The following is a 25,856-nucleotide window of genomic DNA, read 5'->3' on the forward strand; positions in this document are numbered from 1 at the left end:
CTAATTTGTTGTAAGATTTGTTTTGTTGGCGTTGCGATTGTAAACCCAGAACACAACTAAGGGATATACAAACAGATTAAAAATGGTATTGGTGATTAATCCGCCGATAACGACAACCGCAAGCGGCTTTGATGCCTCTGAGCCAATGCCGGTAGACAGTGCTGCAGGCAATAAACCTATAGCAGCCATCATAGCCGTCATCACGACTGGCCTGATCCGTGCATGAAGACCGTCTTTTAAAGCTTCCTCAAACGTCCATTCAGGCTTGTGTTTAAGCTCAGCGAAGTTGGTCTTGAACCGTGTTAAGAGGATTACGCCATTTTGCACGCAGATCCCGAATAGTGCTATAAAACCGATTCCGGCCGAGATGTTGAAGTTAATGCCTGTTGCCAGTAGCGCCAGAATGCCGCCAACCATTGCAAATGGAACATTGTTGAGCACCAATAATGAATCCTTGATGTTCCCGAAGAGCACGAAAAGAATTAGGAATATGAGCAGCAAACTAATTGGAACTGCCTGGGAAAGTCGTTTTGCAGCACGCTGCTGATTCTCAAAATCTCCGGCCCACTCCATAGTATAGCCTTTTGGCAGGGTAATGTGCGCTTTGACCTTCTCCTGTGCTTCGGCAATCACGCTACCCATATCACGACCTCTGATGGAGAATTTAATCGCCCCGTAGCGTTGATGTTTATCCCTGTATATCATGCTGGGCCCAGTAATCTTGCGGATTGTCGAGATTTCTGCCAAAGGGATTTTTCCACCGGCAATACTTGGAATCATGAGCCTGCCTATCGACTGTTCATCATCTCTGAAGTCCTCCGGGTACCTGATGATCAGATCAAATTTGCGTTCACCCTCGTAGATTTCTGTGGCGGCCTTCCCTCCTATAGCCATTTCGATTACGGCATTCGCGTCGGCAGTGGTAATGCCGTATAATGCCATCTTATTTTGATCAAGGTTGATCTGTAGTTCCGGCTGACCAAGATTTCGAAGTATCCCGAGATCTTCAATCCCTTCCACTTCATTTAAGATGTTGTATATCTTTTCTTCTTCCCGCTCAATGATTTGAAAGTCCTCGCCAAACATCTTGACCACAATGGAGCCTTTAACACCAGAAACCGCTTCTTCAACGTTATCCGAGATGGGTTGGGAAAAGTTCAGGCTGATGCCCGGGAAAGTTTTCAAGCTGTCCTGCATACGTTCGATCAGCTGTTCTTTGGTTTGCTTGATCTTCCATTCCTTTCGAGGATAAATATCTACATGGAATTCCATGTTATAGAAGCCGGTCGCATCCGTCCCATCATTCGGGCGCCCGGTTTGCGACAATACCTGCTTTACTTCATCAAACTTCAGGAAAACCTTACGCATCTCATTGGAACGTGTTTTAGTTTCATCAAGCGAGATGCTCAGCGGGCCTGTAGCACGGACGTATATGGATCCTTCATCCAGATTCGGGAGAAATTCGCTGCCTAGAAATTGGAAGCTGAAGATACCCAGGACCAGGCAAATCAGGGAGACGCTAAACACCAGCTTTCTAGCCCGGAAGCATCTATCGAAAATACGCATGGTGTGTCTGTTCAGGAATTCAAGAAAGCGGTTGTGTTTTTCCCTTACATCCTTCTTCAAGAGCACGCTTGCCATCGCTGGTACAAGCGTAAAGGTGAGCAGCAATGCCCCAAGTAGCGCAAAGCTTAAGGTCCAGGCCAGTGGCGAGAACATCTTCCCTTCTACCTTCTCAAAAGTAAAAATCGGCAGTAGCCCTGTGATGATGATCAACTTGGCAAAAAAGATCCCTTTGCCGTTCTCCAGGCAAGCACGTTTAATCAGGCCCACCTTGCTCATCTTGTTGAACCTTGCCATGCCGACTAGCTTAGCTTTATGATCCAGGGCTACGAAAATACCTTCAACCATAACCACTGCACCATCTATGATAATCCCGAAGTCAATTGCCCCCATGGAGAGCAGGTTTGCTGACATGCCCTTTAATTTCAAACAGATAAAAGCAAACAGTAAAGCCAGGGGAATAATGATGGAAACGATAAGCGTCGTTCGCCAGTCGGCCATGAATAGAAACACGATCAACGTGACAAAGATGATGCCCTCGAGCATGTTCCCCATAACTGTATGTGTCGCATAGTTTACCAGATCTTCACGGTCGTAAAAGGTGCTGATCTTGACATCATCCGGTAAAATGGAACTGTTTATGACTTCAATCTTTTCCTTCAGGCGTGCAATGACATCACTCGGATTACCACCTTTGCGCATGACTACGATCCCTTCCACCACATCAGGGTCGTAATCCCGCCCAACCTGGCCCAGCCTTGGCAAAGCAGATTCCGTAACATCTGCAATTGTTTTTACATAGATTGGTGTTCCATTGAAATTATCGACTACGACATTTCTGATTTCTTCAATGTTATTCAAGATCCCGATACCCCGTACAACATAGGCCTGGCCACTCTGTACAATAACATCCCCGCCAACATTGACATTACTCTTTGATACCGCGTCGAAGAGCTCCGTTGCACTTACACCATATTGAATGGCTTTCTGCGGATCAACGGTGACCTGATAGGTTTTCACTTCTCCACCAAAGCTCACCACATCGGCAATGCCCGAAACAGAGAGTAGTTCACGCTGGATGACCCAGTCCTGCAGGGTCTTTAGTTCCCGCACCGACTTGGTATCGCTCGTTAGCGTATAACGAAAAATCTCCCCTGTAGGACCATATGGCGGCTGCACCTCCGGCTTTAGTCCGTCGGGGAGATCTGCTTCTTCCAGGTGATTATTCACCTGCACCCTTGCGAAAGCATAGTCTACATCATCTTCGAAGGTGATCTTAACGATCGAAAGTCCGAACAAAGATGAGGATCTGATGCTTGTGCGTTTTTCTGTTGGGTTCATCGCGATTTCCAGCGGCCTGCTCACAAATTTCTCTACCTCCTCTGCACTTCTTCCAGGCCATTGCGTGATGATTGTAATGTTCGTGTTTGTAACGTCCGGGAAAGCCTCTATGGTAGTCTGTTTGAAGCTCAGGTAGCCCGCAAGAATCATGATGAACGTCGCGATGAAAATGAAGTACTTGTTTTTTAAAGAGAACCCAATAATGTTCTTAATAGCTTTATTCATTTGTTATAGGTCGAGCGGATTTCTTAATTTTTTAAACTTTCGTAGATAAAGACCTGCTTTGAAGCGATGATGCGCTCGCCGGCTTCAAGTCCTTTGCTGATATAGGCAAGACCTGCAGTCTTCCTGCTAATTTCGACTTGCTTGATTTTTACTTTACTGCCAGCATCTACCGTGATCACATAGTGGTGATTCTCATCGAAGATGATTCCCCGGGATTTTACGACCGGCAGATTGATGTTCGACCTGGATTGAATTTTAGCAGTTGCAAGCATGCCGGGCTTAAGCGTCAGGTCTGGATTTGCGATGCTTACCCTGGCATGGATAACTTTGCTGTCTGCATCAAGCAGATTATAGATCTTGTTAATTTTTCCGGTAAATGCACGGTCCGGGTATGATAGCAAGGTCACCTGAACTTCATCACCTGCCTGGATTTTTGGTATGTCAGACTCATAGATGTTTATTAAAGCGGATACCGTTGAGAGATCGGCAACAGAAAAAATCGGGTTATCATTGTCGGGACGCAGCTGCATATTTGAGTTAATCTGCTTGTCTACGATGTAACCTGCAATTGGCGAGTTGATGGCGTAACTACCGGAACGACTCCCGCCATTGAGTCTAAGCACAGCGGCTGTTCGTTTCAGCTCGGCTTCTTTCACTTGTCTGTCCTGCTGCGCTTCTTCCAGCTCTTTGGATGAAGCAAGCCCTGAATTAAATAATTGGCGAACGTTAGCTACGTTCCGTTTGGCTACCGTCAGTTCTGCCGTTGCCGCGATCACATCCTTTTCAAAGCCGACCATCTCAGCGCTGGAGATACTCGCAAGCAGCTGCCCTTTTCTAATATAGTCACCAATTTTTACAGACACCTGCTTTACCGTGCCGCTTACCATCGGATAGATTAGTGCCTGTCGTTCTTCATCTGCAATGATTTTTGCTGAAAAACTCAGCTCCGCATGTGCGTTTGCCTCCTGTACCGTGTCGATTTGTAATTTTCTAATCAAGGAGTCGGTAACGCTGAATTTCGCGGGTTCGGATGGCTCAACGGCCGGGCTGCAGCCCATTGTAGTGACAATGACTACGATAAGGTATGTAATGTGTTTGTGCATAAGTTCTATTTGAAAATGTTTGTACCGGTTTGGTAATTAAGCGTCTCCCTAGCTGTCATTAAGCGCGCTGATAGTTCATTTAGCTGTGTGATGCTATCTTTATAGGCGTCATAAATATCCAGGAATTCCAAAAGGCTGATGTGCCGCGTGCTATAGTTCTTGAAAACGCCGTCCATGAGCTGATCGAAGCTCCCCTTAAACTGAGTGTCCACCTGGCTGAACAGTGCTTCAATTTTCAAGGCTGCTTGATAGCTGTTAAATAGCTCGGATGTAACCTCAGCTTCTTTTCTACTGATCTCGGCCCTGGCGGCGTCGATGGATATCCTCGCTTTCTTTAGCTCACCCTGGTTCCTGTTGAATAACGGCAGGGGGACACTCACACCTATTCCAGTGTACTTTTCGGGATAGTTTCCTTTGAGGTCGTAAGTCAGGGAAACGGCGATATCGGGTATTGCATTTGCTTTTTGTACATCCAGCACGTTCTGCGCATAAGTTAAGCCTGTTTTTGCCAGATAGAGATCTGCGCGGTTCTGCTTAGCAGAATCAAGGAGGACCGGAAAGGGAATCTTTTTAACGGTAAGCGCTCCCGATGTTTTCTCTGGCGCATTAAGCTGGATATTTTCAGCAGCCTCAAGCCCGGTAAGTAGCTTGAGCTGCCCTTTCAATTCATCCAGTTCATTCTGATGATTTACTTGTTCAAGCTGCAGTCCGTATAGTCTTGATTTTATACGGATCACATCCTTGCCGGCAATGTTACCCAGCTGAAGCTGCTGTTCAGACGCCATGAGCAACTGTTTAAGTGACGAAATCAGTTGTTCATATAAAGTAAGGTCCTGCTCGGCATAATAGGCCTGGTAAAAAGTACTTCTTAGCTCAAATCGCAGGCTCCTTATCAAATCAGCGTAAACGATCCCTTCCATCTTTGACGCCGTTTCTGCTACGCGGATGTCTTTGTTTCGCTTGCCTGCAAGTTTAAACAACTGCGTGATCGCGGCCGTGTATTGGCCACTGGCATTAGAGGTCTCCAGAAGCCTACGCGTTTCATGATTATACAACAGATTTTCATAACTCAGCTCCGGATTGTCAAACAATCGGGCAGTGATGATCTCGGCTTTGGACTTTTCTACCATGAAGCGCTGCGCGAGTAAACTTGCATTGTTCCGCAGGAACAGTTGCTCAGCATCCTTTAAGGTGAGTGTTGTTGCGTGCTGCGAAAAGGCAGCTTTAAATGGCAAGATTGCCAGTAGCCAGACGATTGTAATACGTACTTTCATTTGCGCCAAAGGTATTCCGGGCGCATTAAAGACGAATTAAAGGGAAATTAAAGCGGAATTAAAATCAGGCAAACCGAATCTCAAACACCGTCCCTGTGGCTCCGGATGATTTTACAATTACGGTAGCCTTGAAGAGATGAAGTATTTTTTGCGTCATATATAAACCCATTCCTGTACCTGCCTTACTGCTTCCGCAAGCAGATCGGTAGAACGGATCAAAGACAAATGGACGATCTTCATCAGCTATGCCAGGGCCATGGTCCTGAATCTCTATTACAGCACCTGCATTGTCGATATGCAAAGTGCATTTTACATCGCCGCCGTCAGAAAATTTGAAAGCATTGGAGATGATGTTGTTTATGGCTATCGTCAGGAGCGTTGGATTTGCGAGCAGCACATGATCGGCATTGTCATTAGGAATGATGTGCAAAGACAGGGAGCCATTTACAGCAGACATCTTTGAGCTTTCTGCAATGTCATGGAGCAATCTCCTGAGAGACACCTCTTCGAGCTTTGCAGCGCCATATTCAAGATCAGATTGCGCCAGTCCCAACAAAGCTGTAATAATCTTGTCCATCCGATCTGCATCCTCCAGCACAGAAGTCAGCGCTTGCTTATAGTCTTCAGCTGGCCGATCTTTGGAAAGCACGATCTCCGCCCCGATCATCATACTCGTTATAGGTGTGCGCAGCTCATGAGAAGCATTGGCGATGAAGGTTCTCTGCAGTACAAATGCCTGTTCCAGGTGTTCCATCAGTTTATTGAAGCGGCCAGCCAGCTGGCTGATTTCATCCTTACTGCTTCCCTGCTGTACCCTAAAGTCCATATTGTTTGAACTGATTTGTTCAACCTCTTCGATAAACAGATTCAGCGGTTTCAGGATGTGATTTGCAATCCACCGCGCGGATAGTAACAATCCAACAAAGATTGCAACAAAAATGAAGAACATCACTGTTTTGAGCTTCTCCAGGCGGTAGTATGTACTCTGGTCTGACGCAGAAGCGATGATCACGAAGTCGCCCTGATTGTCTTTGTAAAAAATGCCAACAACTTGGTTCTTTCCATCTTTAAACTTCAGCTTTTTCTGTTTGCGGATGCTTTCAAGCACCTCGTGGCTCCAGCTACTTGAATTTGCATCGATAAATACAGGCTCATTATTGGCGTCATAAATCCGGATCACTTCACTGTTTAGTTTTTCGAGGTACTGGTCTCTGTTTCTTTGCAGCGCAGCTTCCGACATCTCGTCGGCTTCCAGATAGAGGTTTGCAGTTACCATCGTCCGGTCGGTTAGCCGGTCAAAGAAATCAGCCTCCAGGAATTTTGAAAACGTAAAGTAGGTTCCGGAAAGGACGATCAAGAGCGTCAAAGTACTTGCGAGCGTAAAATACAGCGCCAGTCTGTCCTTGATTTTCATCTGCTTTATTTAAGTATATAACCCATGTTAATACGGGTGTGGATCAGCTTTTTATCAAAGCCTTTCTCTATCTTATTCCGCAGGAAGTTGACATAAACATCAACCACATTGGTCCCGGTATCGAAGTTCACATCCCATGCTTGTTCTGCAATATACTGTCGGGACAGCAACTGATTTGGATGACGAAGAAACACTTCCAGCAATGCATATTCTTTTGCGGTAAGTACAATTTGCACGCCGGCACGCTGCACTTCTTTACTCAAGGTATTTAGGGTCAAATCATCGAAGCTAAGCACTTTATCAGACGGCTGTTCCTGGTCTTTGCTGCGTCTCAGCAATGCTTCAATACGGGCGAGGAGCTCTTTAAAGTGGAACGGTTTGACGAGGTAATCGTCCGCTCCGCTATTAAAACCCGTTAACTTATCATCCAGGGTGCCGAGGGCGGTTAACATGAGTATGGGTAATGCCAAACCTTGCTCGCGAAGGGACTTGCACAGCAGGGTACCGGAGATTCCAGGAAGCATAACATCCAAGATCAGGAGATCAAACGGCTCGCTCCGGAAGGCTTGGAGCGCGGCTTCACCGTTGTTAAATGCGGCCACATCATACCCCTGCTCTTCCAGGCCATTCTTTATCAATCCAGAGATCTTCAGATCATCTTCGGCAAGTCCTATTTTCGGCATATGCATGTAAAGGTAGCATACATCACGCACACCTAAAAACAATGTTCCTTTATGCCCGTTACATTTGTACCGGATGCAATAGCTGATCCGGTAAATGTTTATAAATTTGCCCTTGTTATTTGACGGGACCTCTTATCTAATACCGCTATATGCTTAATAAACCAATAAGAAGCACACAGGATTTTTTATTAAGTACATATTTCGCAGATGGCCTTCGAATAACAATTGGGGTGTTGTTACCATCGCTGATCCTGGCACAATTCGGGCTTCTAAAGTATGGCATGACACTTTCCCTGGGCGCGCTGTGTGTTAGCGTTGTCGATACGCCGGGACCAATTGTACACCGAAGAAACGCCATGCTGATCACCACAGCATTGATCACAGTCATTAGTCTAATCATCGGACTCATTAACAGGAATTATTATCTCACCGGTATAATCCTGACCCTCTTCTGCTTCATTTTCACGATGATCTCCGTTTACGGGATGCGTGCCGGCGCCGTTGGAACCGCCTGTCTACTAATCTTTGTACTGAGTATAGATGACGTGCGGCCATGGAATGAAGTTGCTATTCATTCCGGCCTGGTGCTTGCCGGCAGCCTATGGTATTCCGCTTTGAGCTTTGTTTTTTACCGGCTTCGACCGTACCGTATTGTGCAGCAGACCTTAAGTGACTGCATCATGGAAATCAGCTCCTTCCTCAGGGCAAAAGCTAAATTCTATAAGCAGAATACGAACTTTGACGATAATTATGCGGAGTTACTGACCTTACAAATACAGGTTCACGAGAAGCAGGATGCCGTGCGGGATGTGCTTTTTAAGACAAGAGAGATTGTGCGGGACTCTACACCTGAAGGTCGTTTTCTCATGCTTGTTTTCGTAGATATGGTGGATCTTTTTGAGCAGGTCATGTCTACCTATTACAACTACAAAGAGCTTCATGATCAATTCGATTCCACTGGTATTCTTGCCAAATATGAGGCGGTAATCCTGAAAATTGCGGACGAGCTGGATGAACAGGCATTTGCATTGAAAGCTGGAAGTACACCCGAAAAGCCCTTGCAGCTTATGGAGGATGTAAAAGCACTGAAGCAGGAAATTGGGGAACTGGAGAGCGCCAATACCACGGGCAAGTTCAATACCCTTGGCATTATTGCACTGAAAAACATTGAAGTCAACATAGAGAACATCCTGAACCGTGTTGTAACGGTGAACCGCTACTTCGACAAGGGCGAAAAGAAGAAAATAAAAGAAGGCAAAATAGACACTGAGCGTTTTGTAACCCGCCAAAGCATTGACCAGACGTTAATATTAGAAAACCTTACCTTCAAATCTTCTACGTTCCGCCATGCACTACGCGTTTCCATCGTCATGCTGGTTGGATACCTAATCTCCAGGACCTTGGACTTTTCACATAGCTACTGGATACTGCTAACCATATTGGTGATTTCGAAGCCAGGCTTTTCACTTACTAAAGAGCGAAATTATCAGCGGATTATCGGTACCATAGTTGGCGCTGGCATCGGTATTGTCGCCCTGGCCTTTGTAGAAGACAAGAATGTATTGTTCTTCATATTGCTATTCTGCATGATTGGTTCTTACAGTTTTCAGCGTAAGAACTATGTCGTAAGTGTTGTGTTTATGACGCCTTATGTGATCATCTTATTCCAGTTTCTAGGTATGGGGGGCATTTCTGTAGCGACAGAACGTATCTACGACACGCTCATCGGTTCAGGAATTGCATTTCTTGCGAGTTACTTCCTCTTTCCTATTTGGGAGCATGAAAAGCTTAAGGCAGACATGTTGAGCATGCTGGAGGCGAATTGTGCATATTTCAATCAAGTTAGCTTACTATTCTTTGAGAATGTAAATGACTTCACGAATTATAAAGTCGCCAGAAAGCAGGTTTACGTTGCAACAGCCAACCTTTCTTCTTTATTCCAACGGATGTTTTCAGAGCCGAAAAGCAAACAATTCCTTATAAAAGAGCTGCATCAATTTACGGCACTGAATCACCTGCTCTCCTCTTATATTGCCACACTGGCATTATATTACAAAGAGCACGACTTCGAACTTACAAGAATAAACCTGATCAAACCTTTGTCGAAGAACACGTCATATCTTTTAACGCAGGCACAGGATAACCTGAACAACCCTAAGGCTGAGCAGAACCCTGTGCCGCTAATAAAAATTAAAAAAGATGATCAGCTGATCCTTAGTCAGAATGAAGAATCTGTATTTCAACAATTCATTACCATCCAGAAGGTCGCTTACGACATCTACAAGCTTGCTGAGAAGCTGAAGGTGTAGTGACCGCTGCCAGTTCTATCCGACCATCTCTTCTGCGGTAAGTATCTTCTCTTTTCCTGCATTGCTCTTTTCGTAGATCAGATTGGCAACCAATGCCGTCCATCCGGTCTGATGGGCTGCACCAAGACCACGACCGCTGTCTCCATGGAAGTACTCGTTGAACAACAAATGATCTTTGAAATTGGGATCCGATTGCAGTAACTCATCGTCTCCGAAACACGCCCTGCGGCCATTCTTGTCTAGCTTAAACAAATTGATCAGCCTTTCACTAATGGCGTCCGCAATTTCATCAAGAGGCAACATATTACCCGATCCTGTCGGATATTCAACCGTAAAGTCTTCACTAAAATAATCATTGAATGTTTTTAAGCTCTGCACAAGCAGGTAGTTCATTGGCATCCAGATCGGGCCGCGCCAGTTGCTGTTCCCACCGAACATACTGCTGTCGCTTTCTCCGGGGAGATATTTAACCACAAACTCTTCACCATGACCATTATACACGTAAGGTGTATCTTCATACTGCTTAGACAAACTACGTATGCCATAGTCACTTAAGAATTCTGTTTCATTCAGCATACGATGCAAAATGCGCTTCATCCGGTGTCCACGAAGTAAGCTTAGCAGGTGCTTATTCTCAGAGCCGGGCTCCGTCCACCTGGATACCAAAGATGCAAGGTCAGGCCGATGTTCTAAGAACCACTGCATGCGTTCCGCAAAAAGTGGCAGGCGCTTCAGGGTTTCTTCCTTGATCACTTCTACAGCAAACAAAGGTACCAGTCCAACCATACTCACCAGTTTAAGCTTAATGGCGGTGCCATTATCCATCTGCAACTCGTCATAAAAGAACTCGTCTTCTTCGTCCCAAAGACCCGTATCATCTGGTCCCATGATGTTCATGATGGCACCGGCGATATAAAGGAAATGCTCGAAAAACTTAGTGGCCATGTCTTCATAAACCCGGTTGTTTAGCGCCAGCTCAAGGGAAATGTGCATCATGTTTAGCGCGTACATCGCCATCCAGCTGGTTCCATCCGCTTGCTCGATGGTCATGCCTGAAGGTAGCTTCATACTCCGGTCGAATATACCGATGTTGTCCAGCCCCAGGAAACCACCGCCAAAGACGTTTGTGCCTGCATGATCTTTACGGTTTACCCACCAGGTAAAGTTGATCACCAATTTCTGGAATATAGACTCCAGAAATGGAAGATCGCCTTTTCCGTCTTTATTCCGCATATCAATTTTATAGACCTCCCATGCTGCCCAGGCATGTACAGGTGGATTGGTATCATCGAAATTGAATTCGTATGCGGGAAGCTGCCCATTCGGGTGCATATACCATTCCTTGGTCAGCAGCAACAGCTGGCTCTTCGCAAACTCAGCATCCACCAATGCGAAACTTACACAATGGAAAGCCAGGTCCCATGCGGCAAACCATGGAAACTCCCATTTGTCGGGCATGGAGATGACGTCTGCGCTGTTCAGGTGTTTCCAATTCACATTTCGGGAATTGGAATGCTCATACGGCGGTTCCGGACTCGTCGGATCCCCCTTAAGCCACTTTCTTACGTTATAATCATAAAATTGTTTGTTCCAGAGCAATCCCGCAAGCGCCTGACGTTGAATGTTACGTTCGTCTTCATCCTCAAGATCTGCCTGTAAATCATTATAGAAGGCATTTGTGTCTGCTAAACGTTCCTCGAAAATTTCGTCGAAGTCGATAAAAGGCAGTTCAAGTAGATCTTTACTCAAGCGAAGCTGAACGGTAGCAGATTGACCGCCTTCAATTTCAAGTTCATACAAGGCTGCTGCTTTAGTGCCTGTTTGGCCAGGATTAATGGCGTCAAGTTGTTGATCAACAACGTAGTCATTTATACCATCTTTATAATACCCGCCATTGTCTGCCCCATGGTAAAGTTTATGTGGATTGCTCTCGTTTTCGGTAAACAACCAGGTTGCAGGCCGATCTGCATACAGAAAATACTGGCCGAGATGCTTCTCTTTAATCGACAGGGTTGTCCCACTTTTTTTACTGATCTGTGCTTCTTTCTCATGGTAACCCCATGACCAGCGGTTGCGAAACCATACCGTGGGCAGCACTGTTAAGGGCGCAGTTTCGTGGTGCCGATTATGCGCGGTAATTTTGATGAGGATGTCTTCCTGAGCAGATTTCGCGTACTCTATGAAGATATCAAAGTATGCGTTGTCATTGAATATGCCTGTATCAAGCAGATCATACTCAGGTTCTTTCCTGCTTCTAAAGCGGTTTTCGGTTCTTAGTTGCTCATAAGGGAAAGCATTTTGAGGATACTTATACAGCATCTTCATATAGGAATGCGTGGGAGATGAATCCAGGTAGTAGTATTGCTCTTTTACATCTTCCCCGTGATTACCTTCGTTATTGGATAAGCCAAACAGATTCTCCTTTACGATGCGGTCTTTGCCGTTCCAGAATGATGGTGCGAAGCATAGGTATTGTTTTTCATCTGAAATGCCACCAATTCCTTCTTCTCCCCAGCGCCAGGCCTTACTCCTGGCCATTTCATGTGTTACAGACTGCCAGACATCGCCGTTGGCACTATAATCTTCTCTAACCGTTCCCCATTGTCTATTAGACACATATGGACCCCATTTCTTCCAATTTGGAATTCCTAATCGCTTTGCCTCCTGATTCATTTATTTTTGTGTGTAATAGGGTTCATCTAACCTAGCCCTGATTGGGACTAATATATTGGTTTCTTACGTCTAGCATAGCCCCTGCCCTAAAATTTTCACATTAATTACGCAGTTCTTTAGTTATCAACCAGTTGTACCTCCCCCCTTAGCCTAAATTTCATGCCACTAAGTACGTGTGTAGCAAATGAATTCATCTAGACCGGCGCTCCATGTTGTTAAAGCAAGGCTTAAATCTGCCGTATTTGTTCCAATAGGTCCTTTTTTCTAACTTCAACTAAATTTAAAAAAGATGAAAGTTGCAACATATAATGTGAATGGTGTAAATGGTCGCCTTCCGGTACTACTACGATGGTTGGCGGAAAGCCAGCCAGATGTTGTTTGCCTGCAGGAGTTGAAAGCGCCGGATGAAAAATTTCCTGAGCAGGCGATTAAAGATGCCGGCTACAATGCAATCTGGCACGGCCAGAAAAGCTGGAACGGCGTGGCGATTCTTGCACGGAATATGGAGATAAAGGAACTACGCCGTGGTTTGCCTGGCGACACTGATGATCTGCAAAGCCGCTACCTCGAAGCGATGGTTGATAATGTTGTCATTGGCTGTCTATATCTCCCCAATGGAAACCCTGCACCGGGTCCGAAGCTTGAGTATAAACTGGCCTGGTTTGAGCGATTGCATAAACATGCCGAACAGCTGCTGAGTTTCGAACTGCCCGTAATCCTGGCAGGTGACTTCAACGTCATGCCTACCGAACTCGATGTTTACAAACCCGAACGCTGGGTTGATGATGCGCTGTTCAGGCAGGAAGTACGCGAAGCCTTTCACAACTTAGTTGGCCAGGGCTGGACGGACGCGCTCAGAACGATGCATCCTGATGAAGTGATCTACACCTTTTTCGACTACTTCCGAAATGCTTATGGCCGAAATGCCGGCCTTCGGATAGATCACTTCCTGCTAAGTCCCCAACTAAAGAACCATTTGAAAGCAGCACAGGTAGACCACCATGTACGTGGATGGGAGAAAACCAGTGATCATGCGCCCGTATGGATCGAGATTTCGGATATACCGGCCTGAACGAGTTGATTGTAATGATTTAGCGACAGTCTACAAGTAACCCACAGTAAATGAATATTCTATGCTAACTTGATATATAAAGGAAGTATTAAGCACAATGAATTTTATTAGATTAGAAACATGAAAAAAACTTACCAGAACATCAACTTTGACTTAAGGCAGCTTACCAAGCCCTTTGTCTTGGGCCTTTTGCTGTGCAGCAGTACTACGTTTGCACAAACCAACAAAGCCGTTATCGACAACATCATGTCGGAAGGAACGAACAATTCACAGGTTGAAAAACTCGCTCACGAGTTGCTTGACGGCATTGGACCACGTCTCGTAGGCACTCCGCAAATGAAGCAGGCGAACGATTGGGCGGTGGCCAAATACAAAAGTTGGGGCATTGCTGCACGAAATGAGAAATGGGGTGAATGGCGTGGCTGGGAACGCGGCATCTCACACATTGATATGGTAAGCCCTTGGGTAAGATCCCTGGAAGGCACGCAACTTGCCTGGAGCCCTGGAATGGGTAAAAAGACCAGCGTAGCGGAAGTCATTATTCTACCGGATCTTGCAGACTCTATTGCATTCCAGAAATGGTTGCCAAGTGCTAAAGGAAAGTTTGTAATGATCTCTATGGCACAGCCGACAGGCCGTCCGGATTATAACTGGCAGGAATTTGCGTTAAAAGAGTCTTTCGAGAAGATGAAAGCACAACGTACGGCACAAACAGCTGCTTGGCGCAACCGTATTGCTAAAACTGGCTTTACCGCGCGTACGCTTCCTGTTGCACTGGAAAATGCTGGTGCTGTGGGTATAATCACGAATAACTGGTCTGCAGGCTTCGGCGTAAGCAAGATCTTTAGCGCTTACACGAAAAAGGTGCCTACAGTTGACATCGCGCTTGAAGATTACGGCTTGTTATACCGACTGGCAGAATCGGGCAAGAAGCCTTCGATCAGTATGCACACAGAGTCAAAAGAGCTTGGTGCAGTACCTACTTTTAATACCATTGCGGAAATCAAGGGCACAGAAAAGCCAGATGAGTACGTGATGTTGTCTGCGCATTTTGACTCCTGGGATGGTGGAACCGGTGCTACAGATAATGGTACTGGAACCATAACAATGATGGAGGCAATGCGTCTGTTAAAGAAATACTATCCAAATCCGAAGCGTACGATCCTTGTTGGACATTGGGGAAGTGAAGAGCAGGGCTTAAATGGCTCCCGTGCTTTCGTGGAAGATCATCCGGAGATCGTTAAGAACCTTCAGGCTTTATTCAATCAGGATAATGGTACTGGCCGTGTTGTTAACTTGGCCGGACAAGGTTTTGCGAATTCAAAAGACTACCTGGGCAGATGGTTGGCAGCAGTACCAGACACCTTAAAGAACAGAATTAAGCTAGACTTCCCGGGTAAACCTGGTGCTGGTGGTTCCGACTTTGCGTCATTTGTTGCTGCCGGAGCCCCTGGATTCTCTTTGAGCTCACTGAGCTGGTCTTATGGATCATATACCTGGCACACCAATCGCGACACGTATGACAAGGTTGTTTTTGATGATGTGAAAAGCAATGCAATGCTTGCAGCCATCATGGCCTATATGGCGAGTGAAGATCCTGAGAAATCTTCAACCGTAAAAGCTGAGGGTGTAAAATGGCCAGTACAAAATAAGGCTACACGCCGGGGTGGATTACATAACTAAGCACCTTAATATTAAAAAGAAAGCGGCTAATCATGATGATCAGCCGCTTTCTTTTTATGCTATTGTTTTTTTTGCTGTTGTAGCTTTTATGCTGTTGTTAAGTCTTTAAGCGCTAAACTAAGGTTTGATCCGCCAGAACCTTTGCCTGTGCTGTTAAATTGCTTTTAATCTTTTTTGCTGTAGCGACTAGCACCTCGCTTTGCTCTACAATCTTCTTTGCTTCCACAATGATTTCAGCACCTGCATCCGTTGTGTAAACATGCTTTTGAACGCGGGTAAACAGTACAATCCCAAGCTGAACCTCTAATTTCTTAATGGTTGTATTCAGCGTTGCCTCCGCTACATAACAGTACTCAGCGGCTTTGCTTAGGTTTTTGAAGCGGTCTAAGGCTATAATGTGTTCTAACTGATGAATATTCAAGGTTATAGATTTAATCGGTGGCAAATATAAAGATTTCAGCTATGTAGGTAGCACGTTATCGCTACTTTCGACTTAATCTTTGTGCTGAAGGAAAAAGTGCTGTAGCAGAATCAGTGTTTTTGCGTCGTTAAAACCGCCGTGTAAGACCTTCTCTCGTGCTTCTTCAAAAGGCATTTCCAGTAATTCAATGTACTCCCCTTCTGACTCCAGTCCCCCGCCTTCTGCATGTTCACCTTTGCTATCATACCTGCCGATAAACAGGTGCAGGTACTCGGTAACGCCACCTGCGGATGGATAGACGGCACCTACCTTCTTCATATCATGAACCTCGAAGCCAGTTTCCTCCAAAGCTTCTCTTTTCGCTGCTTCCTCAGGCGTCTCCCCTTTATCAATGAGCCCAGCGCAGGCCTCAATCAGATCGCCCGATGGATTACCATTCATGTAGGACGCGACTCTGAACTGCGTTGTAAGCAACAATTTGCTTTCCTCATAATCAACCAGCAAGACAGCCACAGCATCCGGACGGTAGTAAATTTCGTGAAGGTGTTCTACGGGACGGCCACCATGCCCTGGCTTTTGGAAATTAATTTCTTTCAGTGGATACTTCTTATCTGATAATGTATTGGTACTAATTATTTTGACTTCGCTCATCGTATGTTTGTTTTAATGCAGCAACGAATGCTCTGTTTAGCTCTGCAGATTTTGCTTGAAAACAAGTGCGAAGGGAATGGGTTTGAAAAACTTAGGAATCGTTAGGAGAAGGAATCGTAGATGTCATTGATTCAGTCTTTAAGAAAATATTTCAGCCTAAAATGACACTTTTTCATCGATTCCAAGCCTATTTAGCGATGGCATAAGCCTTGTATATGTCTAAGCACAAGTTCTTTAATAAAATGATTTAAAAAATTTAAAAGGAGGATTTTATTATGTCACTTATTAAATTCAACAACGGAAACAACAGTAAAAGCTTAAGCCCAGGCTTTAACGACATCTTTGAAACGATGTTTAACGATTCTTTCTTGTCGGACCGGATGATTTCAAGAGTACCAGCAGTAAATATCTGTGAAACGCAAGATCATTACCTAATTGAAATGGCTGCGCCAGGCTTAAACAAGGAAGACTTCAACATCAAGTTGGATAAAAACCTGTTGACTGTTTCTGTCGAACAGAAAAAGGAAAGTAACACCCAGGACAGGCAGTACAACAAGCGGGAATTTTGCTACAGTTCATTTGTTCGCTCATTTGCATTGCCAGATAGCGCAGATGATGCACAAATAGAGGCTTCATATACCAACGGTATGTTGAACATTCATGTCGCTAAAAAAGACGAGGCAAAACAGATCGTTCGCCAGATAGAAATTAAATAATGGACCTTAATGGCCATGGTAAGACGTCAGCACAAATGCTGACGTTTTTTTTTATCTGAATACCTCGAAGCCATACTTGGCATCTGACCAGAATTCATCCAGTGCCATAATGCGGGGCTTGAAAAACGTGATCAGTGTTGGCCAGTCTTCCTGCTTGAAGATACTTACATCCCCGATGGTCTTGCTGATGGTGCTGATTGTTTTCCCATAATCATCCTGCGTATGCAGCGACCAGGTCCATTCTTCATCTAACTGTGCATGTAATATTTGCCGGTAAGCCTCAAATTGCTCAAACATCAACGCCTGAATGCCTGTATCGGGATGGGCAATTTCTATCGCAATCCTTGCGGAGCGCTGATCAGCATTCATGCGGAAATACAGATGCTTTATACCAGTCTTATAGTTGATCCAGTTTACCTTCCCACCTTCCGCTGTTGGCTGGAGTGTCATGTACTGCCCAAATGCAGTCCAAAATGCCTGTTTAATGCTGGATGCCTGTTCTTTTGAATACAAATTGAGTTCGATTTAGCTGGACAAAACTAGCTATTTGGCCAGGTTGATCCAATATTTATTCTTGTAAACCCATGCATGCCTCGATTGTTATAAGCAAACAATCTTACCTACTAAATCTACAACTATGGAAAACAATGAAAAGTATGCATTAGTAACCGGTGGTACCGACGGCATCGGTATAGAACTGGCCAGACTATTTGCACAAGACAAGTACAACCTTATTCTTGTCGCTCGTCATCAGGAAGCCCTTGATGAAGTTGCACGGTCCTTCAGTGCGGCGCACGGAATTATAGTGGAGACCATCGCAAAAGACCTTTCCCTTAGGGAAAGTCCCTTCGAGATCTATGATGAAGTAAAGCAGCGTGGCCTGCAGGTTGATGTTCTGGTGAATAACGCCGGGCAGGGTGCTTACGGGGAGTTTAAAGATCTTGATATCGATCGGGAATTGGATATTGTACAGCTAAATATTGGAAGTTACATCACTTTAACCTCCTGTTTCTTGCAGGATATGCTTCAGCGCGGATCAGGCAAGATCCTGAATGTAGGGTCCATAGCAGGTGAAGCGCCCGGCCCGCTTCAGGCAGTATACCACGGGACGAAAGCATTCGTCAATACCTGGTCCTCCAGTATATGGTATGAGTTGAAGGATAAAAACATCCACGTTAGCCTGCTCCTACCTGGGGCAACCGACACAGACTTCTTTAACAAGGCAGATATGAATTCATCTCGCATGGTGCAGGAAATGCCTTTATCAGATCCTGCGGCGGTCGCGAAAGACGGCTACGATGCACTGATGTCTGGAGATGATAAGGTAATATCAGGTTTCAGAAACAAAGTTCAGGTTGGCATGGCGAACCTGCAACCAGATAGTATGGCGGCAGCATCCATGTATAAACAACAGAAACCCGTGGACAAAGAAGAATAGTTTCAAAGCAAAAAGCCTCCGAAAGGAGGCTTTTTCATTATTTTGCTCTGGACACAAACTTATGGAAAGTACTGGTCTCACCATCTGCTTTCTTGTCCTGATAAAGGAAATCCAGCTTGTCTTTGTCGAAATCAGTGAAGAAATCTTCCCATTCAATCTCTTCCAGATTTGTACTATCGCTATGCGAGGGAAAATGGATTCTTAGTACGCCTTCGTCTCCATTTTTCTCTGTGCCTTTTACCCTTGCCGGCACGCCTTTTCTTGCCTCAACCCACTTCTTGATGGTGTTGTGATCATGTGTTTGATTGGATGAACTCATAATTATCTACTTACATTTCAATTTTATTTCTTGTTTTTATAAGCATTATAGGCGATGAATATCCCCACCAGGAATATTATCCCAACAATTATAGGTATGAACATATTTTGGTGATTTAGGTTTACAATTTCTGTATTTCGTGCTACACCTAACCGGCTCGCTTGATGAAGCGATCAAGTGCATCGTCTAGTGTGGGTAAGAATATACCACGACTGCTTGTCAAGCCGCTATAGCTTGGTCTTGTGGCGTTGAAGTTAAATTCTGCATAAGGCTTTCGAACCAGCAATGCAGCGTTATACCCGCTGCGATTCGCCAGATCAAGCGCCAGATCTGCCCAACTTACAGTCCCCTGATTTGCAACATGCCAGATGTGGTGCTCGCCATCGATAAGCAGGTCAAGACTACCATTGATGAGGTCACTAGCCAGTGTAGGTGATATAAACACGTCATCAGCCACATCAACCTGCTCCTTTCGACTAAGTGCAGCCACCAGGCGGCTCATTGCGCTGTCGTCCGACAGATCGGAAAAGAACTCACTGCTTCTGATGATCAGGGCTTCAGGACAAGCGCTTAGCACCTCATCTTCTGCTCGGACTTTACTTACACCCAGCAGATTCAATGGATTCACGTCATCCGCCTCTGTATACTCACTATTTTTCTTTCCGTCAAATACCTGATCGGAGGAGAAGATCAACAACTGAATTCCATGTTTATTGGCGCAGACAGCGAGGTTTGCCGGTCCTACCGAATTCATTAGGAAACAATTTTCAGCATCCATCTCCGCATCCTCAACTTGAAAATAACCTGCGGCATTAACAATAGCCCATGGTTTATACTTGTTGATTGCAGCTTCCACGTCGTGCATAACGGCAAAGTTCAGCTGTCGACGATTCAGTGAAACATAACTGATGTTCCGCTCATTACAGCCTTTAACAAGCGATCTTCCGAGTGTGGTGTCGCCCCCGATGATGAGCATAGGACGTGTAATGGCCCTTGTTGCAATTTGCCCACTAAATTTGGAGGGATACAGGATTCGATCAGGACGTGTCCACCAACCTTCCTGTTCTAAGACGGGGTGCGTAAATTTACCATGCTTTGCAAGTGCTTCCACCATTCTGGCAATCTGCGTTGGGCGCGCTGCTCCAGTTCGCACATCAAAAGCGCCAGATTCATAATTTCGCGCCTCGGTTGTCAACAGCTTGTCCCAGCCATAAGCCCCGAAAAGCGACCATACGGTTAACCCTCTGAAGTCGACGCCCTCAGCTGAAAGGTCCGTTGCTGCCTGGTGAATGTGTTTAAGCCAGCGAAGCTGATCCTCGCGACCACAATGCAAATGCGCCTCTGTAATTGCAATCGGCAATTTATATCGTTCCCAGGCTTCCTTAAGCAGTGCCTTCGGTCCTGCAAGTACAGCATCAGCGGATCTTACGGCTTCCACATCCGCATATCGGTGCAAGCCATTCTGACCATGCGTGTGTGGCGGATAAAGCTCTAGCCGTTCATCCAGGTAACGTTCTGAGGTAATGTAATGGTTGAAGCCTAAAATATTCGGTTCACAAGGGTTCTCAATAAAGTACTGCAGTTCATCGGCTGAAATGCCATGCTCAATCAAATAATTGTATAGTGCATGTGATGAATTTACCCGGCCACACAATAGGTCTAGCCCAATCCACCGGCGTTTATTCTCAAAGTCAGCCTGGTATTGAAGCAATGGCGTCGAGTGCGTCATGCCGATATCCTCCGTATGCACAAGTTGCGCTTTCGGATTTATCTTCCGGACTGCCGCCATGGTCAGTGCTGTAGCTTTGCACTCATTATACAAAATCCTGAAGAAGTGCTGATCATCATGCTTATGGGGGTACCATAAGCCATAAAGCCCGCAAAAACGGGCTGTAGTAAGCGGTTCATTTACCGGAGTGTAATACATGATTTCGGGAAACCGCTCGGCAACCTTACTCGCATACGCTGCCAATCCTTCAGCAAAGCTTTCTTCAAGAATATTAACGTAAGCCGGTCCGCTGCCATGATGGACCAGACCGGCAATAACATCAATGTTGTTATGCTGCAGGAAATTCACCTGCTCCGAGACGAAATCCCATTTTATCGCTACATCCGCCTGCGGCAAATGCTTTTCCCACAGGATCGGATAGCGAAGCTTTTTTATCCCTAGATCAGCCAGTAGTTTCAAATCGCCGGATCGGGCGTAATGACCCTGATAGGTAAGCTGATCAAAATACTGATCCCCTACCCGGTTAATGGTACATTCTATTCCTCCCCAAATTTCCATGGTTTATAAATAAGATGATAAATCGTTTAATATACCCAGATCTTAAAGGCAAGTATTAACCTGCATCTAGCTCGCAATAGAAATTTTCTTGTTACTACTTAGGGTGGTATTCATATGCTTAACCATCGTCTCAAAAGTTTGATCCCAGCTGATATCTTTCAAGAAATCATCAACTTCCACTAACCATTCTGATGTATTTGTTCTGCTGAACTCTGATTCAATTGCATTAATGAATTCATCACATGAGGAAGCAATATGTACCAATTTCTTAATACCGTAGGGCTTAACAACATCTCTGATTGGGGTAGAAACCACTGGAATTCCAGCCGCTAGATACTCAGGGGTCTTCGTCGGACTTATAAACCTGGTGGACTCATTTAACTGAAATGGAATTAGCGCCATGTCCCAACCTGATAAATACCCTGGAAGCTCTTTGTATGATTTCTGTCCCAGATAATGAATGTTCTTGTTGCGAGGTAGTGTAGCCTCATCAATCTTCACAACAGGGCCAATCAGAACAAATTGCCAATCTGGCCTTAACGTTGCCATGTTACCGATAAGTTCAATATCGAAACGCTCGTCAATTACACCATAGAAGCCCAGTTTCTTTCCGACAATATGCTGCTGATCGGCTGGTTGCTCTTTAATTTTCCTGGCCTGAGCGAAGTGTGACTTGTCAATACTGCTTGGGAATGGATGTATGTTTGAATGTTGTTGTTTCTTTGATTCATATAAAGAATGACCACCTGTGAATACAAGGTCGGCTTTAGCTAACAATCTTCTTTCAAGGCTAATCAACTCCTCAGGTGCAAACTTGAATGCAGATAGTTCATCCATGCAATCAAAAACGATGAATTTCGGTTTATACTTATCTGAAAACGATAATGCCATCGGCGTATAGTACCAGAACGTCCAGTCTTGAAGATCAGATCCCTGGAAAAACTTATCTAATAATGCAATGAGTGTATTGTGCACTTCAGATGCACTTAAGCCTGCTTTAAGGTGAGGAACAACCACCGTTAATCCCTGATCCCGTCTAGATAAATGTAGATAGGCATCATCGGTAACATCAAAGATTGGTTCTTCCATGTAAAACACGTTTGCATGAGCCGAAAACCTGGTTAGAAGATGTTGTGGTCTTTGAAATACAAAATCCCACCTCAGGTGAGAGAAGCAAATCAAATTTTTGGTCGGCATTTCTAGGGACTGTTTCATAAAAAATAAGTTAAGATGTAAATATTTGAATTAACCCAGCACGTCTCAACCGGCAATCAACGCTTGGTTTTTTTATTACGGCTTGTAAGTTTTGCATATAAAACCACAATGCCTATAAAATGTTTGAATGGCATATACCTATTTGCTTAGCAATTAATTCCCAGTCCTTTAGTAAAAATACCTGAAGCAGTAAAGAAAGTAATCTGTGTACCACATGGGAATAAATTTTGCTCAGAACGAGTAAAAAGTTTTTTCATGAAAAAAGAAGATATCCATTGGGATGACTGGCACCGAATTCTGATCGGCTCTGCGCCGACGAGCTTTTTACTGGAAGTATTAATCCGGACCGTTATCATGTACCTCGTATTGTTGGTGATATTGCGGCTTATGGGTAAACGCATGGGCGGACAATTAACCATTGCCGAACTTGCCGTCATGGTTACCCTCGGGGCGATTATCTGTGTACCGATGCAAGTACCAGACAAAGGAATTGTACAAGGCATCTTTGTATTGCTGTGTGCATGGGCCTTTCAACGGGGTTTTACACTCCTCGGCATTCGAAGCAGTAAGATGGAGAATATGATTCAGGGCAAGGAAGCCGTGTTGCTTAAAGACGGCGTCATTGAAGTTAAACAACTCGAATCTTCCAACATCTCCAGGCAACAGCTTTATGGCGTACTCCGATCGCAAAACATCTTCAATCTTGGAGCGGTAGAACGGGTTTATATTGAGGCCAGCGGGCTCTTCTCTGTCTTTCGGTATGACAAGCCTAAACCTGGTTTGTCCATCTTCCCTTCTCGGGATGGCGATATTTTGAATGGACAGGAGAAGCCTGCAGAAACGTCCTATGTATGCCGGATGTGCGGACGTACTGCTGATAATGAAAACGAAAGAAATGGGCACTGCGAAAATTGCGGGTGTGAAAATTGGGAAGAAGCTATAATATGTTAATATGAAACCAGAAGAACTAAGTTTAAGCGATTTTAATAGAATACTCATCGGCGAAATACCTCCATTCTTTTTTATAGAACTTATATTTCGTGCATTTCTAATCTACGCGCTGCTCATCGTTTCCATGAGACTCATGGGTAAGCGGATGTCTGCTCAAATCAGCCGCAACGAAATGGCAGCCGTAGTGTCCCTTGCTGCGGCAGTTGGTATCCCTTTAATGAATCCGGATCGGGGCATCCTTCCTCCGGTAGTGATTACCATCGTAATCATCATCTTTACCAATTTTGTCTCCCGTCGGACCTCCAGAAACGAACATTTTGAATCCATCACCCAGGATGATCTGGATGTGTTGGTTGTAGATGGTGTTTTGAATCTACCAAAAATGGAACTTACGCGGATTACAAAGGAGCGTATATCTTCTCAACTCCGGAGTTTAGGCATCCTGCACCTGGGTATGGTAAATCGCCTCTACATCGAAGCAAACGGTATGTTTACGCTCGTCAAAGAAAAGGAACCAAGACCAGGACTGAGCGTGCTGCCGGATATTGACCCGGATTTTGCAAAAAAAAAATTAAATAAGACCGATCAATTTGTTTGTTGCCACTGCGGCACGGTAGCCAAAACAATGATATCTACCTTAAGATCAGCTTGTCCGAACTGTAAAGCAATACAATGGGCACCAGCAGTGACAGCGGCCGAGTAAATTATTTTAAAATTTATTTAGCAAGTATCATTTTTAATTCTACCTTTGCAGCCTCTTCAGAAACAAAAAGAAACACAAAAGAGAATGATTCCGTAGCTCAGCTGGTAGAGCATTACACTTTTAATGTAGTGGTCCTGGGTTCGAATCCCAGCGGGATCACACCAATGTAAAAAGCCTGCATTCATCCGAATGCAGGCTTTTCTGTTTCTATAGCAAATTCTTGATCTGTGCCCCTACATTCTCACTTCCCGGAAAACCGGTAAACTGATTAATCAGCTTGCCTTGCTTATCGAATAAGAGATAAGATGGGATCGCTTCGAAATCAAACTTTTCCATAACGTATGCCCATTGGGCAGCCGTGAGATAATAATGTTCACTACCAATGCCCTGGATTTTATCCTCCCATTGCTTCTTGGGAGAAGACCCATTGGTTAGGTACACAAAAGCCACGTCCTGCCCCCGCAGCTCATCCTTTGTTGCCCTAAACTGCTGCATGGCATCAATGCATGGTGCACACCAGGTGGCCCAAAGATCAACGAACACGACCTTACCCTTATACTTAGCCGTTATGGCTTCCATGACCTCGTCTACCGGCACTTTAGAAACATCATTGACCACTACAGGTGTCTTAGCCTTCGCAACCTCAACCACCTTCTCGTTTTTACGAAGTAGTATTTTCCCAATATCATTCCCCTTCCAATAAGCTGAAATGTGTTCTTTTTGCCTGGCCGTAAGTGGCTCGACCTTTTCTGTTAACTGTCTTGCATATGCATTCGCAGCAAGGATGTCATAGTACTGGCCTTTGTCAAAGCCCAACTGGTCGGCTAGTATGGTCTTCACGGACTTGATCCAGGCACTCACGGACATGTCTCCGATAGCGGGTAGCGCTAATGTTTCGTTCTGAAGCAGATCTTTTTGAAAATCTAGAAATGTAAAACACTGGAGATACATTGAATTATCGAGATCAAAGTTCTTCAGAAACTGAAAATAGCTACGGTCGATCTTAGTAAGCACAGGTGTGTTATTTTCATCACGAGTCACGTTTCTATAATTCAACAACATTTCTCCATCATAGTCGAAAACATGGGTCATATACATGAACATTCTAAAGTCACGTTCGAACACGCCCTTCATTCCTGGAGACAAACGATTGTCGTTCCGTAAGGATGCCAGTCTTTCTTCTAAGATCTTGTCAGCATAATCCAGAAAATATGCCGCGGTCTTATCATATAGAGGCTCAGGTGCTCTCGGGGATTGAACGAGCATCTTATTCATGGCACCAAAGCCATACCTCATGTCATTCTCATCCATCGCCGGATCTACCGTAAGTACATTAAGACCATTGTCAAGCCCATAGGACAGCTTGAGGTTTGTGGTACCACCACTTGCCAGTTTAACGACAAGGGCATGTTCCGGATTGATACTGGTGGTTAGGGCAATTAAAGTCTCGGTTATTTCTACATCAACGTCGATGGAAAATTGTCCATACTTGTCGGCAGTAGCTTCGTATTTCGCGTATTCCCCTGAGATCGGGTGTGGAACCATCAGGTTTATGGTGATGCCACTAGGGTCAGCCTGATTAGCAGAGGCTATTTTTCCTTTTAGACTAGCCTTCCCTGCCTTGATGTTAATCTCATCTGAAGCCGCATGTCGAGCAGAGACGTTTATTGAAATAAAAAGAAGGCACAATAATGCATAGAGGTTTCGCTGTAAGGTTTTCATCATTTGGATCGGAATGGTTCTTAAGAAGTTAAGATCAAAATATAATGATTTTTACCCAATCCTCAAAACACGTTCAATCACCTGAAGTATGCC

The 25,856-nt window shown here is 44.9% G+C and carries 20 protein-coding genes and 1 tRNA gene; 8 read left to right on the forward strand and 13 right to left on the reverse strand.

Translation table 11 applies throughout. From position 1 onward, the window contains the following. The 5 genes from IEW69_RS10485 to IEW69_RS10505 all read right to left on the reverse strand — a co-directional run bounded on the left by IEW69_RS10485 (nucleotide 1) and on the right by IEW69_RS10505 (nucleotide 7,603). On the reverse strand, nucleotides 1-3,129 hold the full coding sequence (locus IEW69_RS10485; protein WP_188626805.1) for an efflux RND transporter permease subunit: 3,129 nt from the start codon (nucleotides 3,127-3,129) through the stop codon (nucleotides 1-3). Between the two features lie 23 nt (nucleotides 3,130-3,152). Further along, the gene (locus tag IEW69_RS10490) at nucleotides 3,153-4,232 is read right to left on the reverse strand and encodes an efflux RND transporter periplasmic adaptor subunit (RefSeq protein ID WP_229663591.1); all 1,080 of its coding nucleotides are present in this window, start codon (nucleotides 4,230-4,232) and stop codon (nucleotides 3,153-3,155) included. A 5-nt stretch (nucleotides 4,233-4,237) separates the two neighbouring features. After that, nucleotides 4,238-5,506, reverse strand: a complete 1,269-nt coding sequence (locus tag IEW69_RS10495) for a TolC family protein (RefSeq protein ID WP_188626806.1) — start codon at nucleotides 5,504-5,506, stop codon at nucleotides 4,238-4,240. Nucleotides 5,507-5,570: 64 nt separating this feature from the next. Beyond that, a complete protein-coding gene (locus IEW69_RS10500; RefSeq protein ID WP_188626807.1) occupies nucleotides 5,571-6,920 on the reverse strand; it encodes a sensor histidine kinase in 1,350 nt (449 codons plus the stop codon). A 5-nt stretch (nucleotides 6,921-6,925) separates the two neighbouring features. After that, a complete protein-coding gene (locus IEW69_RS10505) occupies nucleotides 6,926-7,603 on the reverse strand; it encodes a response regulator transcription factor (protein WP_188626808.1) in 678 nt (225 codons plus the stop codon). A 149-nt stretch (nucleotides 7,604-7,752) separates the two neighbouring features. On the opposite strand from IEW69_RS10505, the gene IEW69_RS10510 reads away from it, so the two are divergent. Further along, the gene (locus IEW69_RS10510; RefSeq protein WP_188626809.1) at nucleotides 7,753-9,912 is read left to right on the forward strand and encodes an FUSC family protein; all 2,160 of its coding nucleotides are present in this window, start codon (nucleotides 7,753-7,755) and stop codon (nucleotides 9,910-9,912) included. Between the two features lie 15 nt (nucleotides 9,913-9,927). Here IEW69_RS10510 and IEW69_RS10515 read toward each other — a convergent pair whose 3' ends face one another. Then, the gene (locus IEW69_RS10515; protein ID WP_188626810.1) at nucleotides 9,928-12,585 is read right to left on the reverse strand and encodes an MGH1-like glycoside hydrolase domain-containing protein; all 2,658 of its coding nucleotides are present in this window, start codon (nucleotides 12,583-12,585) and stop codon (nucleotides 9,928-9,930) included. Between the two features lie 289 nt (nucleotides 12,586-12,874). On the opposite strand from IEW69_RS10515, the gene xth reads away from it, so the two are divergent. Both xth and IEW69_RS10525 read left to right on the forward strand, forming a co-directional pair. Further along, entirely contained in the window at nucleotides 12,875-13,657 is a 783-nt protein-coding gene (gene xth, locus IEW69_RS10520; RefSeq protein ID WP_188626811.1) for an exodeoxyribonuclease III, read from the forward strand. Nucleotides 13,658-13,777: 120 nt separating this feature from the next. Then, complete coding sequence (locus IEW69_RS10525) at nucleotides 13,778-15,340, forward strand: M20/M25/M40 family metallo-hydrolase (RefSeq protein WP_188626812.1); 1,563 nt, start codon at nucleotides 13,778-13,780, stop codon at nucleotides 15,338-15,340. Nucleotides 15,341-15,452: 112 nt separating this feature from the next. On the opposite strand, the gene IEW69_RS10530 is transcribed toward IEW69_RS10525, so the two are convergent. Beyond that, a complete protein-coding gene (locus IEW69_RS10530) occupies nucleotides 15,453-15,761 on the reverse strand; it encodes a LysR family transcriptional regulator (RefSeq protein WP_188626813.1) in 309 nt (102 codons plus the stop codon). A gap of 72 nt (nucleotides 15,762-15,833) precedes the next feature. Continuing rightward, nucleotides 15,834-16,412 (reverse strand): NUDIX domain-containing protein, encoded by a 579-nt coding sequence (locus IEW69_RS10535; RefSeq protein ID WP_188626814.1) that lies wholly within the window; start codon nucleotides 16,410-16,412, stop codon nucleotides 15,834-15,836. 275 nt (nucleotides 16,413-16,687) lie between these two features. Here IEW69_RS10535 and IEW69_RS10540 point away from each other — a divergent pair, with 275 nt between their 5' ends. Beyond that, nucleotides 16,688-17,128 (forward strand): Hsp20/alpha crystallin family protein, encoded by a 441-nt coding sequence (locus IEW69_RS10540; RefSeq protein WP_188626815.1) that lies wholly within the window; start codon nucleotides 16,688-16,690, stop codon nucleotides 17,126-17,128. A gap of 51 nt (nucleotides 17,129-17,179) precedes the next feature. Here IEW69_RS10540 and IEW69_RS10545 read toward each other — a convergent pair whose 3' ends face one another. Further along, nucleotides 17,180-17,641 carry a DUF4268 domain-containing protein gene (locus IEW69_RS10545; RefSeq protein WP_188626816.1) on the reverse strand — a complete coding sequence of 154 codons (462 nt, stop codon included), beginning with the start codon at nucleotides 17,639-17,641 and terminating at the stop codon, nucleotides 17,180-17,182. 124 nt (nucleotides 17,642-17,765) lie between these two features. On the opposite strand from IEW69_RS10545, the gene IEW69_RS10550 reads away from it, so the two are divergent. Then, on the forward strand, nucleotides 17,766-18,566 hold the full coding sequence (locus IEW69_RS10550; protein ID WP_188626817.1) for an SDR family NAD(P)-dependent oxidoreductase: 801 nt from the start codon (nucleotides 17,766-17,768) through the stop codon (nucleotides 18,564-18,566). A 37-nt stretch (nucleotides 18,567-18,603) separates the two neighbouring features. Here the strand turns inward: IEW69_RS10550 and IEW69_RS10555 are convergent, their stop codons facing one another. From IEW69_RS10555 to IEW69_RS10565, 3 genes are all read right to left on the reverse strand, one after another. Further along, the gene (locus IEW69_RS10555; protein ID WP_188626818.1) at nucleotides 18,604-18,885 is read right to left on the reverse strand and encodes a hypothetical protein; all 282 of its coding nucleotides are present in this window, start codon (nucleotides 18,883-18,885) and stop codon (nucleotides 18,604-18,606) included. Nucleotides 18,886-19,033: 148 nt separating this feature from the next. Beyond that, nucleotides 19,034-21,172, reverse strand: a complete 2,139-nt coding sequence (locus IEW69_RS10560) for a family 1 glycosylhydrolase (protein ID WP_188626819.1) — start codon at nucleotides 21,170-21,172, stop codon at nucleotides 19,034-19,036. A gap of 66 nt (nucleotides 21,173-21,238) precedes the next feature. After that, on the reverse strand, nucleotides 21,239-22,261 hold the full coding sequence (locus tag IEW69_RS10565) for a glycosyltransferase (protein ID WP_229663592.1): 1,023 nt from the start codon (nucleotides 22,259-22,261) through the stop codon (nucleotides 21,239-21,241). Between the two features lie 381 nt (nucleotides 22,262-22,642). Here IEW69_RS10565 and IEW69_RS10570 point away from each other — a divergent pair, with 381 nt between their 5' ends. The 3 genes from IEW69_RS10570 (at nucleotide 22,643) to IEW69_RS10580 (ending at nucleotide 24,200) form a co-directional block, all read left to right on the forward strand. Further along, on the forward strand, nucleotides 22,643-23,338 hold the full coding sequence (locus IEW69_RS10570) for a DUF421 domain-containing protein (RefSeq protein ID WP_188626821.1): 696 nt from the start codon (nucleotides 22,643-22,645) through the stop codon (nucleotides 23,336-23,338). Between the two features lies 1 nt (nucleotide 23,339). Then, on the forward strand, nucleotides 23,340-24,041 hold the full coding sequence (locus tag IEW69_RS10575) for a DUF421 domain-containing protein (RefSeq protein WP_188626822.1): 702 nt from the start codon (nucleotides 23,340-23,342) through the stop codon (nucleotides 24,039-24,041). 86 nt (nucleotides 24,042-24,127) lie between these two features. Beyond that, nucleotides 24,128-24,200: transfer RNA gene (locus IEW69_RS10580), tRNA-Lys, on the forward strand. Nucleotides 24,201-24,248: 48 nt separating this feature from the next. Here IEW69_RS10580 and IEW69_RS10585 read toward each other — a convergent pair. Further along, entirely contained in the window at nucleotides 24,249-25,766 is a 1,518-nt protein-coding gene (locus tag IEW69_RS10585; RefSeq protein WP_188626823.1) for a TlpA family protein disulfide reductase, read from the reverse strand. Nucleotides 25,767-25,856 lie beyond the last annotated feature (90 nt).

It is taken from the genome of Pedobacter quisquiliarum (genome assembly GCF_014642175.1).
GTDB classification, from domain to species: domain Bacteria; phylum Bacteroidota; class Bacteroidia; order Sphingobacteriales; family Sphingobacteriaceae; genus Pedobacter; species Pedobacter quisquiliarum.

What these genes read in the sequence shown, in the direction of transcription:
- IEW69_RS10540 (WP_188626815.1), top strand. Translation starts at nt 16,688, where the DNA reads ATGTCACTTATTAAATTCAACAACGGAAACAACAGTAAAAGCTTAAGC.
- IEW69_RS10555 (WP_188626818.1), bottom strand. Translation starts at nt 18,885, where the DNA reads ATGAGTTCATCCAATCAAACACATGATCACAACACCATCAAGAAGTGG.
- xth (WP_188626811.1), top strand. Translation starts at nt 12,875, where the DNA reads ATGAAAGTTGCAACATATAATGTGAATGGTGTAAATGGTCGCCTTCCG.
- IEW69_RS10585 (WP_188626823.1), bottom strand. Translation starts at nt 25,766, where the DNA reads ATGATGAAAACCTTACAGCGAAACCTCTATGCATTATTGTGCCTTCTT.
- IEW69_RS10495 (WP_188626806.1), bottom strand. Translation starts at nt 5,506, where the DNA reads ATGAAAGTACGTATTACAATCGTCTGGCTACTGGCAATCTTGCCATTT.
- IEW69_RS10560 (WP_188626819.1), bottom strand. Translation starts at nt 21,172, where the DNA reads ATGGAAATTTGGGGAGGAATAGAATGTACCATTAACCGGGTAGGGGAT.
- IEW69_RS10535 (WP_188626814.1), bottom strand. Translation starts at nt 16,412, where the DNA reads ATGAGCGAAGTCAAAATAATTAGTACCAATACATTATCAGATAAGAAG.
- IEW69_RS10575 (WP_188626822.1), top strand. Translation starts at nt 23,340, where the DNA reads ATGAAACCAGAAGAACTAAGTTTAAGCGATTTTAATAGAATACTCATC.
- IEW69_RS10570 (WP_188626821.1), top strand. Translation starts at nt 22,643, where the DNA reads ATGAAAAAAGAAGATATCCATTGGGATGACTGGCACCGAATTCTGATC.
- IEW69_RS10500 (WP_188626807.1), bottom strand. Translation starts at nt 6,920, where the DNA reads ATGAAAATCAAGGACAGACTGGCGCTGTATTTTACGCTCGCAAGTACT.
- IEW69_RS10490 (WP_229663591.1), bottom strand. Translation starts at nt 4,232, where the DNA reads ATGCACAAACACATTACATACCTTATCGTAGTCATTGTCACTACAATG.
- IEW69_RS10505 (WP_188626808.1), bottom strand. Translation starts at nt 7,603, where the DNA reads ATGCCGAAAATAGGACTTGCCGAAGATGATCTGAAGATCTCTGGATTG.
- IEW69_RS10485 (WP_188626805.1), bottom strand. Translation starts at nt 3,129, where the DNA reads ATGAATAAAGCTATTAAGAACATTATTGGGTTCTCTTTAAAAAACAAG.
- IEW69_RS10515 (WP_188626810.1), bottom strand. Translation starts at nt 12,585, where the DNA reads ATGAATCAGGAGGCAAAGCGATTAGGAATTCCAAATTGGAAGAAATGG.
- IEW69_RS10510 (WP_188626809.1), top strand. Translation starts at nt 7,753, where the DNA reads ATGCTTAATAAACCAATAAGAAGCACACAGGATTTTTTATTAAGTACA.
- IEW69_RS10565 (WP_229663592.1), bottom strand. Translation starts at nt 22,261, where the DNA reads ATGGAAGAACCAATCTTTGATGTTACCGATGATGCCTATCTACATTTA.
- IEW69_RS10550 (WP_188626817.1), top strand. Translation starts at nt 17,766, where the DNA reads ATGGAAAACAATGAAAAGTATGCATTAGTAACCGGTGGTACCGACGGC.
- IEW69_RS10525 (WP_188626812.1), top strand. Translation starts at nt 13,778, where the DNA reads ATGAAAAAAACTTACCAGAACATCAACTTTGACTTAAGGCAGCTTACC.